General features: G+C 54.5%; 11 protein-coding genes. 5 read left to right on the top strand and 6 right to left on the bottom strand.

The window, feature by feature from the left end; genetic code table 11:
- From WCG50_RS13625 to WCG50_RS13615, 3 genes are all read left to right on the top strand, one after another.
- On the top strand, positions 1-1,113 hold a 1,113-nt coding region (locus WCG50_RS13625; RefSeq protein WP_336900147.1), incomplete at its 5' end, for an efflux RND transporter permease subunit.
- A 113-nt stretch (positions 1,114-1,226) separates the two neighbouring features.
- On the top strand, positions 1,227-2,237 hold the full coding sequence (locus tag WCG50_RS13620) for an ATP-binding protein (RefSeq protein ID WP_336900146.1): 1,011 nt from the start codon (positions 1,227-1,229) through the stop codon (positions 2,235-2,237).
- A gap of 19 nt (positions 2,238-2,256) precedes the next feature.
- Entirely contained in the window at positions 2,257-3,624 is a 1,368-nt protein-coding gene (locus tag WCG50_RS13615; RefSeq protein WP_336900145.1) for a sigma-54 dependent transcriptional regulator, read from the top strand.
- Positions 3,625-3,640: 16 nt separating this feature from the next.
- On the opposite strand, the gene WCG50_RS13610 is transcribed toward WCG50_RS13615, so the two are convergent.
- From WCG50_RS13610 to WCG50_RS13600, 3 genes are read right to left on the bottom strand one after another with little or no spacing between them, the layout of a single operon-like run.
- Complete coding sequence (locus WCG50_RS13610; RefSeq protein WP_336900144.1) at positions 3,641-3,910, bottom strand: helix-turn-helix transcriptional regulator; 270 nt, start codon at positions 3,908-3,910, stop codon at positions 3,641-3,643.
- A 43-nt stretch (positions 3,911-3,953) separates the two neighbouring features.
- Complete coding sequence (locus WCG50_RS13605) at positions 3,954-5,306, bottom strand: TAXI family TRAP transporter solute-binding subunit (protein WP_336900143.1); 1,353 nt, start codon at positions 5,304-5,306, stop codon at positions 3,954-3,956.
- A gap of 18 nt (positions 5,307-5,324) precedes the next feature.
- Positions 5,325-5,819 carry a hypothetical protein gene (locus tag WCG50_RS13600; RefSeq protein WP_336900142.1) on the bottom strand — a complete coding sequence of 165 codons (495 nt, stop codon included), beginning with the start codon at positions 5,817-5,819 and terminating at the stop codon, positions 5,325-5,327.
- Between the two features lie 182 nt (positions 5,820-6,001).
- On the opposite strand from WCG50_RS13600, the gene WCG50_RS13595 reads away from it, so the two are divergent.
- Positions 6,002-6,901: a radical SAM protein gene (locus WCG50_RS13595; RefSeq protein ID WP_336900141.1), complete on the top strand. Its 900-nt coding sequence runs from the start codon at positions 6,002-6,004 to the stop codon at positions 6,899-6,901.
- Positions 6,902-6,915: 14 nt separating this feature from the next.
- Here WCG50_RS13595 and WCG50_RS13590 read toward each other — a convergent pair whose 3' ends face one another.
- Positions 6,916-8,052 (bottom strand): hypothetical protein, encoded by a 1,137-nt coding sequence (locus WCG50_RS13590; RefSeq protein ID WP_336900140.1) that lies wholly within the window; start codon positions 8,050-8,052, stop codon positions 6,916-6,918.
- 257 nt (positions 8,053-8,309) lie between these two features.
- Between WCG50_RS13590 and WCG50_RS13585 the strand changes: the two genes are divergently transcribed.
- Positions 8,310-9,311 (top strand): LLM class flavin-dependent oxidoreductase, encoded by a 1,002-nt coding sequence (locus WCG50_RS13585; protein ID WP_336900139.1) that lies wholly within the window; start codon positions 8,310-8,312, stop codon positions 9,309-9,311.
- 67 nt (positions 9,312-9,378) lie between these two features.
- Here WCG50_RS13585 and WCG50_RS13580 read toward each other — a convergent pair whose 3' ends face one another.
- On the bottom strand, positions 9,379-9,783 hold the full coding sequence (locus tag WCG50_RS13580) for a response regulator (RefSeq protein WP_336900138.1): 405 nt from the start codon (positions 9,781-9,783) through the stop codon (positions 9,379-9,381).
- Positions 9,784-9,826: 43 nt separating this feature from the next.
- Positions 9,827-12,027, bottom strand: a 2,201-nt coding sequence (locus WCG50_RS13575; RefSeq protein ID WP_336900137.1) for a response regulator, incomplete at its 5' end; no start/stop codon positions are given.

Raw genomic sequence — 12,027 nt, 5'->3', positions numbered from 1 at the left:
GGCATCAAGGTGTTTGGCAAAGACCTGGACGAGATGGAAAAGCTGGCCAAACAAATCGAAGCCGTGGTGAAAACCGTGCCCGGCACCAGCAGCGCATTTGCCGAGCGCATTACCGGCGGCTTTTACCTCAACATCGAACCCGACCGGGAGCAACTGGCGCGCTATGGTCTGGCCGTGGGCGACTTGCTGGATGTGATTGGCACCGCGCTTGGTGGCGACATGGTGACCACCACGGTGGAGGGACGGGAACGCTACGGTGTCACGGTGCGCTATCCGCGTGAACTACGCAGCGACCCGCAACAAATCGCCCGTGAAGTGCTGGTCCCGACCGTGGACGGCGCCATGATCCCGCTCGGTCAACTGGCCAAAGTCGTCGTCGCCAAGGGTGCACCCGGCATCCGTACCGAAAACGCGCTGCTCTCGGCCTATATCTACGTGGATATCCGCGACCGAGACATTGGCGGTTATGTGGCGGACGCCAAGAAAGCCGTGGCGGCCCAGATCAAGTTCCCCAGTGGCTACTACGTGACCTGGAGCGGGCAGTTTGAATACATGGAACGCGCCATCGAGAAGATGAAAGTCGTCATACCGGTGACGCTGCTGTCGATCTTCCTGCTGCTGTACCTGAACTTCCGGCGCATCACCGAGACCCTGATCGTCATGCTCTCGGTGCCCTTCGCGCTGGTGGGCGGCGTCTGGCTGATGTGGCTACTGAACTACAACCTGTCGGTGGCGGTGGCGGTCGGCTTTATTGCGTTGGCCGGGGTGGCGGCAGAAACCGGCGTCATCATGCTGATTTACCTGGACCACGCCTGGGAAGCGGTCAAGGCCCAATGCCGCGCCGCCGGGCGCGAACCCGGCGTCGACGACCTGTACCGGGCGGTGATGGAAGGTGCCGTGGAGCGCGTGCGACCCAAGATGATGACGGTGGTGGCCATCATGGCCGGCTTGCTGCCCATCCTGTGGGGCACCGGCACCGGCTCCGAAGTGATGAGCCGCATTGCGGCGCCGATGGTGGGCGGCATGATTTCGAGCACCGTGCTGACACTGGCCGTCATTCCAGCGATCTACGCGTTGGTGAAACAGTGGCGATTGAAACGCGGCATGGAATGAGAATTGGCATGAACTTTGAGTGCTAAGAAGTTCACCCTCAGAGAGTCGCCCCGGCAGATAATGAGAAAATTAGTCGCATACCCACGTTTGCAACCAAGGCAGCCGAATCACTCATGCCCATTGAATCACCTAAAACCAGTGCGCAAGGTATTGCGCTGTCGCTCAAAACCAAGGCGTTGATCGTCATCATCGCGCTGATTGCCTATTTCGCAGGCATCTCGATGTACGCGCTGCATCAAAAAAATCTGCTGTTGGGTGAGATGGTTTTACTTGGGGCATTGGGCCCGATGTTGATTGGGACCGCCGTTGGAATTTTTTTCTGGCGGTTGACGGTTGCGTTTAACAACCTGGCTGACACCCTTGACCAGAAGCAGCAAGAGTTGCTGCTTGAGCGCCAGAAGTATTTTCATCAAGAAAAAATGGCCTCCATTGGCGTACTTTCAGCCGGTATCGCGCATGAAATTGGAAATCCAATAGCGGTGATTTCCGGCGTTGCTCAAGAAATGATGGAGCATTGTGCTACTGAGGGAATCACCCATTCACTGGAAAAGTCTCATTACGCCCAAGCAGAATTGATTTTTGAGCAGGCCGCACGTTTGTCCGCGATGACGCGCGAGATGGCTGAATTTGCCTCACCACTCGCGGTGGAACCGCAATTGCTCGACCTGAATGCACAACTGCGAAGTACCGCCAGTTTGATCCGTTACGACAAACGGTTGAGCAAAATCAGCCTGCAGTTCAACCTGGACTCCCAGTTACCCGCAATTTACGGCGTGGCAGATCAACTCACCCAAATGATCATGAACCTGGTCATCAATGGCATGGACGCATTGGAGGGCATCCAGGACCGCCCTCCTACTATCACGATCACAACAAGCGTAGAAGCTGAACGTGCCTGCCTGATGATCACTGATAACGGCATGGGGATGAACCAGAAGATATTAAATCGGGCGTTTGAGGCGTTTTTTACGACCAAGTCAGCCGGTAAAGGCACCGGACTGGGCTTGTCCCTTTGTTACTCGATCGCCCAGGCGCATGGCGGAACTATTGAAATTGAATCCACGCCGGGCGAAGGCACCAAGGTCACTGTTTTCTTCCCCCTGAATAATCCACATCAAAACTAAAACTACAGATATGAAGTCCATGAAGGTTATTGTTATTGATGACGAACCCGCCATCCGCCAAATTTTGGCGGCAACTTTGGCGAAGGCAGGCTACGACGTGCAGCAGGCTCAGAATGGACAGGAAGCTTTCGAAAGTTTATCCAAAGGTGACATTCAAGTTGCGATTTGCGACATCCGGATGCCCGGCATCGACGGGATTGAACTGGTGGGCCGCGTTCGGTCTGCCGGCATCGATACCAACTTCATCATGATGACCGCGTTTGGGTCAATGGACACGGCCATCGAGGCCATCAAGGCGGGGGCATCCGACTACATGGTCAAGCCGGTACGAAAAGAGGAAGTACTTCACCGGCTTCGTAAAATTCAGGACATTCGTGGATTACGCGCAGAAAACCGGGTGCTGCGCAGTCTGGTGCATGACATGAAAAAGGAAGCCTATCCTTTTATCTCACCTGAGATGTGCGCCGCAGACCGTCTCGTCTCCAAAGTGGCCCCCACTGACAGTACCGTTCTCATTACGGGAGAAAGTGGTTCCGGCAAGGGCTTCATTGCTCGTCAGATTCATGCCCAGAGTGCCCGCGCCCATGCGCCATTCGTACCGGTGAACTGTGGCGCGCTGCCTGATAATTTGATTGAAAGTGAGTTGTTCGGGCATGTGAAGGGCGCCTTCATGGGGGCCAACAAGCTTCGAAAAGGCATCTTCCTTGAAGCCGACACAGGAACCATTTTTCTCGATGAAATTGGGGAGTTACCGCTCTCGCTTCAGGCAAAACTACTGCACGTCATTGAAGACAAAACGATCAGAGCCGTGGGCAGTGAGCAGGCTCAGCGCGCCGATGTGCGAATCGTGACCGCCACCAATCGGGACTTGTCAAAAATGGTCGCTGATGGCAAGTTCCGCGAGGATTTGTATTTCCGCCTGAGCGGCTTTCTCATCCACTCGCCGCCATTGCGGAATCGGCAAAAAGACATTCTTGGCTTAGTGCGTTTCTTGCTTAAAAGAGGCGCAACGAACATGAGTGAAGCCACTGATGTCACGATTGACCCCAAAGCTGAAGAAATGCTGGTCGCCTACGAGTGGCCAGGAAACATCAGAGAAATGGAAAATGTCATCGACCGCGCATTGATATTGGCAGATGACGGGCGCATTACCTGCTCTGATCTGCCTTTACAAATAACCAAAGGAGCCACTTCGTGCGACCCAACTCTTCAGACCGGCAATATCGGTGACAGTCTGCGGGATCAGGTTCGGCGCTATGAGAATTCGGTCATTTGCAAAGCCATTGCGGATGCCGACGGAGATCGCCGGGTCGCGGCGCAAAAATTGGGTCTGGGCTTGTCCAGTCTGTATAGAAAATTGGAAGAGTTTGAGGCGTTAGGAATATAGCGCGCATCGAGTGAACTCAATGATTTTTCAGGATGAGCGTCAACTCTCGATGCTGATCAGTGAGTAATTGAAAAAGCGCAAAGATCGGGGCCGGCATATTGCGCGGATCATGCGCGCTTTCCAGCGCTTGCCAGGTGCGTGACTGCAATCCGCCTCGGCTCCCCGCCTGCACGGGATACCCCATCAACTCCGCGGCGTCGACCTGGCTCAGCCCTGCCGCCAAGCGGGCACTTTTTAGCTCATCTCCGCTTGGGGTGTGCAAGGCAATAGGCGTGATAGTTGTCATTTTTAACCCAAAATATTATTAAGCTTGGGATTGCTGATTCAGCTCACGCCGTCTCTTCCCCTGATAGTGGTACTTGCTCTGCCTTCAGACGGGTGCGTACAAAGTCAACATGGCCGCGCAAACCATAGAACATATCGCCAAAGGAGGCGGGCACCACAATTCGATTGACACTGGCTTCAATGTCATCGAGTTGGCGTAATAATTCCACCCTGCGTTGTGGCGTTTTTGAAGCGAATACATCTCGCTCAAGGTCCAGCAGAACCTTGTACCAACGATGAATACGAGACTCCACGCGCCAGCGATAGATGGCTGGCGCAATCTTTACCCCCGGAATGACCAATAACGCAAGGGGCACCAGCACCGCTAGCGCCCGGGCAATCAAACTTGCCAACCAAAATGGGAATGTTCGATAGAGAAATGATTTTCCGGAGGCGTAGTAACGCGCCGCATCTGGACTCAGCCGAAATTCATGCTCCAACGGCACAGGGAACTCTCCCCGCTTGCGGAATAAACCCGGTCCGCTGTGCACTTCGCGCGCCGCCTCCAGCAGCAAGTCGGACAAGGCAGGGTGCAAGTTGTCTCGGGCAATGAGTTCAACAGTAGGGGCTATGAGATTCAAATCTTCAGAGGGTAGGTTCTTGCCAAAATCAAGTGAACCTTTTGGCAATACCAATTTACTGAGATAGCCAATGCGTCGGATGTAGGCGTCGGCCTGCGAGACATCGAACAAGTGGATTTCGGGTGTTCGCAGCAATCTGCGCAAGGTCTCGGATGAGGTCGAGTCCCCCATCAAGAAGATGGCATCAACCGAATTGTCTTTCAGGTCTTTTTCCGGATCCTTTGCGTCCACTTCAATGAAGCTTGACTCACCCGTTGGCTCAATACCATTGGCTTTGAGAAGCTCCAGAGACAAAGTTCTGGTTCCACTGCCTGGCGCACCAATATCAAGTTTGGCACCTTGGAACTCCGACAAAAAATGCCGGACCTTGCCATGGTAAAAAATCAGTAGTGGCTGGTAGTTGACACTTCCCAGGCTCATCAGCGCATTGACTTTTGTCTCTTTAACTTCGCCGCCAAGGACAAAGCCGACATCGACAGCATTGAGCGGTGACGTCAGTCGCTTCAGGTTTTCTGTGGAGCCATCCGAGAGTAATATCTTCAACGTCACACCGTCCCTGGCGAGGATTTTTTTGTATTTCTCAGCGTTGCGATTGAAGCTGCTTCCTTCCGGTCCGGAGGTGATGGTCAGGGTGTTGGGTACTGCCACATGCATAAATGCAAACACACCAAGACTGACCGCCAATCCAATCGCAAGCAAAATTCCTAGGTACATAGCAATGGCGCGACTGCGCCAGGATTCAAGCCACTTCAGCCACCGGGGAAAGTATGTGAACACGTATTACTCCCGGTCCATCTACTTGTCGCCCGGGGAATTCAGGCTCGGAACCGGATGCGCCTCAGTATTCAGCGCAGTCGGTGTCGGTGTCGGTGTCGAAACATGCCATTTCACTTGCGCAGGAATCGCGGAAAATGGCAGATCACACTCTTTGGAGAAGCGCCATACGACAACGTATTTGGAATGATCCACATGGGGTTCAAAGCGATCCAACCCTGTTAGCAACTGGTCCTGCAGCGCCGCTGAGTAGCGCAGCAACTGCTCACTCCAGCGCATGATCAGCAACTGGATTTGCACCTCCGCCAGACCGGGCCCACGCGCCAGGTAGTTGACCTCAAATGTCAACCAATTCGCTGGCACCCCATGCATTCTCAGGAGGTCCTTCAGCACGACACCGATGACATCTTCTTGAACGACCCCGACTTGCTGCGTGCTATTGAGCCTGGTCGAGATGGACGTTTCAAGCGTTGGATTTTGAGGCTGGATGGGGTTGCGTTTCAAAAATTCAAACATGGTGTGTCCCTAAAAATTCCCAACCAGCAAGCAATCAATTTCCCTGGCCAGAGTGGCATATGGCAGTCGTGTTACGGTAATTTCGGCGTTCAGCAGGTGAACACCGGCGTTGCCTGAAACATTTGTTTTTATTGTCATGATGACGGCACTGTACACAAGTAACGACCGATCACAATCACGACGTGAACCAAATTATCCCAATCCAATACATCAACCCGGTTTTTCGACCTCCCAGCGAGGCGCAGTCCCTGATCCTGCCCGTCACGAATGGCTGCTCCTGGAACAAGTGCACTTACTGCGAGATGTACACCGCGCCCCAAAAGAAATTTCGCGTCACCGATGAGCAAGTGGTTCTGGAGTCTATCCAGCGCTGCGGTGAACAGTTCGCAGGCCAGGTGCAGCGGGTCTTTCTGGGTGATGGCGATGCCATGGCCCTGTCAACTCGTCGTCTCTTGACCTTGCTGGCGGCGATTAAAGACCATCTGCCCAAAGTTCGGCGCATTTCAAGCTACTGCTTGCCCAGCAACTTGCGCCACAAATCGGTACAGGAATTAGTGGCCTTGCGCGAGGCAGGTTTGTCACTGGTCTACGTCGGCGCCGAGTCGGGAGATGACGAAGTGCTGCTGAAGGTCAGCAAGGGCGAAACGTTTGAGAGTACGCGGGACGCCCTGGACAAATTGGGCGCTGCAGGCATAAGCCGTTCGGTGATGCTGCTCAATGGGCTGGGCGGTCGCTTGCTATCCAAACAGCATGCTGACAACTCTGCTCACCTGATTAACCTGACCCAGCCTGAATTTCTGGCCACCCTGGTGGTCAGTTTTCCCCAAGGAGAAGACCGGTTTCGCCAAGCTTATCCAGAGTGGGCACCGCTCAACCAGCAGGAACTGTTTGTCGAGATGGAACAATTCCTGCAAGCCCTGGAACTCAAGCGCACGGTATTTCGCAGCGATCACGCTTCCAACTGGCTGGTCCTCAAAGGTGTTTTGGGGTCTGAGAAAGAGCGTCTCTTGCAGGAAGTGAGAAATGCCATCGACCGTCCTCAAACCAGCCGACTCCGTCCGGATTGGCAACGGGGCCTTTAAAGTAGGTTGAGATGCTAATTTGCCCCCATGACGTGCATTAAGAATTCAAGTTCTTCCTTGGATAGGTCAGACGCTACAGGACTGATTGGCATGACTTTCGCAAGGTCGCTGGCGTAGGCCCAGGCCTGTTGTCCGACCAGGCAGTTGTCACAGTCCAGATTGCGCTTTTTCCCGGGGCTACCGGTGGGCAATATCAAGGTAAAAGATGAAATACCGCGCCGAAATTCATCCGGATTGTCAGCATCGATTTCAACAATTTTCAGCTGCCCACCATGCAACTCGAAAATGCGTCGGGCAATCGGCACCCTGATGTCAGCGGCGACGCCCATGGCTGCGCTCGCCATGGAAACAGGTTTAGTAGCACCCGTTATGCCGCTGTCACCATCGCCCAAAAATTTAGCGGTCAACACCACAAAACCACCGCTTTGGCGTACTTTCAATTCAATCGGGTTTTTCGCTGTTGCGCCTTCATCAAGGCCCTCCAGGAGTCCACGTAATCCGCATTTCAGCCACTCGGCGTTGCCGTAAACCACACCCATGTGATTCGGATAATCATTCTGTGGTGCGTTGACACTGTAATCACAGCGCCGGTGGGTCATTGACCCCAGGACATCGCTGACCAAATCTTCCAGGGAGATTCTTTCACCGGGTGAAATGGAGTCGACTTCGTTGAGTTGCGACAGAAGATCAATGGCCGCCATCAGTCGGTTCAGATGCGCCGAGTTTTGGATGATGGCGGTCAGGTCCAGCGGCGCATTTTGATGGCTTATGTTCGCCAGTTGTTCTTGTAGCTTGGTTATTTTGTGTCGAATTTCGGCACTAATCAGTATAAAAATACCCTGACGTTGGTCTGCTGCCTGAGTCACGGGAAGGGTCTGTATCGGCGTAAACAGGAGCGCGTAACCGGCTTCGCCATTGCTGCACAGATAGGTTTTTACCGGTTTGGCATTGCGCTCATCAAGCCCCAAAATTTTCACACTGACAGGAGATTTATTTTTATCCCGGATGATCTCCTGGATCAATGTGGCCAATTTTTCAGCGGCATTGAAGCACGGCTTCAACCACGGACTTGCTGCCTTATTGAAATCCGTGATGTGCCCCGACTTGTTCAGCAAGACGACACCTTCGGATAGGTTTTCGAGCATTTTCATGTCGAAATTTAACTCCATAAGAAACCCCTCATTTCTTGACACATTTTGTTATTTATTGGAGTTTAATTAGTATTTAAAAGTTTTTTAATTTTTTTAAACGAAATATCAACTATTATTTTTTCCGTTGACTTAAATCAATTCGCTGAACCTTAGGACTTTTTTTGCCGAGCAGGGAGGGGAATCGCTGACGTCAATCCAAAAATTTGAATCGGGGCGTGGGCCAGCGCTGAAGCCTGCAACCCACGACAATGCGGATCATGAATTCTCATAAAAAACCTGCTCTTTCCATGCTCGATCTGGTCGCGGTGCGCGAGGGCGGCACCGTCGCAGATGCATTGACTATTGCCTTGCAAACCGCACAAGCGGCGGAGTCACTTGGCTTTGTCCGTTACTGGCTGGCTGAACACCACAACATGCCGGGTATTGCAAGTTCTGCCACGGCGGTTCTGGTCGGCCATATCGCCGGTGGCACCCAACGTATTCGGGTTGGCTCAGGCGGCATCATGCTGCCTAACCACGCCCCGTTGGTCGTGGCTGAGGCATTTGGCACCTTGGCCGAGCTTTATCCAAACCGTATTGATTTGGGCCTCGGACGCGCGCCTGGAACAGATGCCGTCACCATGCGGGCACTGCGTCGCAACCGGGTTGAGACCGAGGAAGACTTTCCACGTGAAGTAGCAGAACTTCAGCAACTGCTGGCACCTGTACAGCCAGGGCAACGGGTGGTTGCATCGCCAGGTGCTGGCACCCAGGTGCCGATCTGGTTGCTCGGTTCCAGCTTGTTTTCTGCGGCACTGGCCGCAGAACGCGGCTTACCCTACGCGTTTGCGGCCCACTTCGCGCCCCGCTTGTTACTGCAGGCGCTGGATGTTTATCGGACCAACTTCAAACCTTCTGCCACGCTGGACAAACCTTATGTGGTTGTGGGTATCCCGCTGATCGCAGCGCCCACCGATAAAGAAGCCCAATACCTGGCGAGCAGCACCTATCAGCGCGTGCTGGGCATCTTGACGGGTCAACGAGTACTACTGCAACCGCCGGTGGCCGACTACCTGTCGCAACTGGATTCAAGAGCGCGCGCAGGGATTGATGATTTCCTGGGTGCCGCTGTTATTGGTGGGCCAGAGGCCATAAGCGCGGGCTTATCACACTTGTCGCAACTCACAGGCGCAGATGAGTTCATGTTGGTCTGCGACATCTTTGACCCCTTGCTGCGCGTGCGCTCTCTGGAAATTGCGGCTGCTGCAGTTGCACCCTGACTGATCTCCTTATGCAGATGACATTGTTTGTGGTGGTCTAATTTAAAAAGACACAACGCCTGGAGGCTTATTTAACCGATATGCCCAGGGCTGTCGCCAGAGACTGTCGCGACAGTGGTTTGATGAAAGCACCCAGCACACGAAGCTCCTTCGCAAGGGCGATGTCCTGCGCCACTTCCAGCATGGCTTTATTGACCCCCGTCACCAAAATCAGACCCCCCTGGTAGCGACGCTTGGCGAGCTCACCCAGAAATTCAATGCCATCCATGTCCGGCATAAAAATATCACAGAGGATCAGGTCAGGCGGATTTGCCATCTGATCCAAAACACCTATGGCGGCGAGGCCATTGCTTGATCCGTAAACAGTGCTGACGCCCAAAGTCATCAACTTTTCGCATAAATTATCTTTACTGAACTCTTCATCATCAACCACCAGAGCCGACTTAATACTTCCCGATATCACTGCGTTCATCTTGGGTACTTCCTGAAATTAGTTATTAGCTTCTTATACATTGTTACTGACTTGCAGCTAGCCGCTCAGCCGCAGCCAAGGCGAGTTTCATCGCGGCCTCAAGTTGAGCAAGTGCCAGCGCAGGGTCTGACTCAGTGCGCAACACCCGCTCCACCTCGGCAGCACAGGCATAGGTTTGCGGCAAAGCCATGTTGGCCGCTACGCCCGCGAGTTTGTGCGCCAGCGCAATGGCTGCGGGTCGGTCTGCTTGAAGCAAGTGCTCGGACAAGACGGCTACGGCATTGCTGTAGACCACTACAAAGCGCTTCAAATAGTCCTGATAAGTGACCATATTGTTCCAGTTATCCACGCCTTTGGCCACGTCCATGACAGTTTGATCGACACCAATTTCACCACCTGCTGAGGCCTGAGGCGAAGCACGCACAGGCCAAGCCTCCAGTAGTTCTGCGCGCGAAGGACGGCCCCAGGTCAACCGCTGGATCATGGCGATGGTCGAGGGCACATCAAACGGCTTGCTGATGAAGTGCGTCATGCCAGCGGCGTGCGCGGCATCTTGTTGCGACTTGAAGGCCCCGGCTGTCAGCGCCACGATCGGCAGGGTGGCGAACTGCGGCATCTGGCGCAACTGGCGCGTGGCCTGAAGGCCGTCCATGACGGGCATTTGAACGTCCATCAGGACCAAATCCACGTCCGTGGGGTGCGCCTGCAGCCAGTTCACCGCCTCTTGCCCGTCTGCTGCCAACGACACAATGGCACCTTGCCCAGAAAGAATGCGCCGCGCCACTTCGCAATTGATGTCGCTGTCGTCCACCACCAGCACCCGAATGCCCAACAGCCCTTGCCCCGCCGACTGATGCAAGGCAAACGAAATACCGTCGGTAGCTGCCCGTTTGCGCTTGGCTTCGGTCATCGCGTTATAGAGCTTCGAGGTGGTCAGCGGTTTCTCAAGCAGCGCATCTACCAGTTCGACCCCGGATTGACATGTAAGGCTCACCAGTGTTTGGTCGGTTGTCATGATGATGAGGGGGCACGTCTCCTGCGACACCCCTTCGCGGATGGCGCGCACCGTGGCCAACCCATCAATGCCGGGCATTTTCCAGTCCAGCACCACCACTTCAGGCAGCTTCCCGCCCTTGCGCCCCAGCACATGCGAGAGCACCGCTTCCCCGGAATCTACCGCGTGAACATGCCAGCCCAAGCCTTTCGCAATAACACGTGCTTCACTCAAGGCACTAACGCTTTGGTCCGCGACCAGCGCGTCCACAGGCACGAGGTTGTTCAGGGACAGGTCGGCATCCGCGACTGTTTTCAAAGGCAAGGTGAACCAGAACTCGCTGCCCTCACCGAGAACACTGGTCAAGCCAATTTCACCCCCCATCAAACTCACCAGTTGACGGCAAATCGTCAAACCCAGCCCGGTGCCGCCAAAGCGCCGGGTGGTGGAACTGTCAGCCTGCGTGAAGGCGGCAAACACATTCGCCTGCAACTCTGGAGCGATACCAATGCCGGTGTCGCGCACTGAGAAACGCAGCACGCTTTCCTCGGTGCTGCTGGAGAGCAGTTCGGTGCGTAACTCGACTTGGCCCAGGTTGGTGAATTTGATGGCGTTGATGCTCAGGTTGATCAGCACCTGCTCCAGCCGCAAGGCATCCCCAATCAGGGTGAAGACACCCGCCGGCGGTGGCTGGATGATGAGCTTGATGTTTTTATCGCCCACCGCCACGCCCAACACCACGGAGAGGTTGTCAATCACATCGACCAGACGGAACGGTGCCTGCTCGATCATCATCTGGCCGGCTTCGATTTTGGAGACATCCAGAATATCGCTGATCAGGCTCAGCAACATGCGCCCGGAGGCCCTGATTTTGCGCACCATGTTGTTGGCGTCCAGGTCCAGCTTGGCTTGCTCGAGCAAGTAGGCCAGTCCCAAAATGGCGTTCAGCGGCGAGCGAATCTCGTGGCTCATGCTCGACAGGAAGTCTGACTTGGCCAGGTTGGCCTTGTCGGCCACCAAGCGGGCGCTTTCCAGCTCACTGTTTTTTTCTTGCAGCACCTGGTCCAGGCGCTTGCTTTCGGTCACATCACGCGCGGCAGCAAACACGCCCTGCAGTACCCGGTCGCGGTCGTAAAAGGTGGTCGCATTGAGCGACACGACGGTTTCCAAGCCATTGCGGGCCCGCACGGTGAGCTCGTAGTCGGTGATTTTTTTACCGTTCAACACCAGGTTCATGGCGGCCACGGCCC

Source organism: Rhodoferax sp. (assembly GCF_037143375.1).
Taxonomy (GTDB): domain Bacteria; phylum Pseudomonadota; class Gammaproteobacteria; order Burkholderiales; family Burkholderiaceae_C; genus Rhodoferax.
Note: the sequence above shows the minus strand (reverse complement) of the source record. Positions and strands in the feature narration are given on the sequence as shown.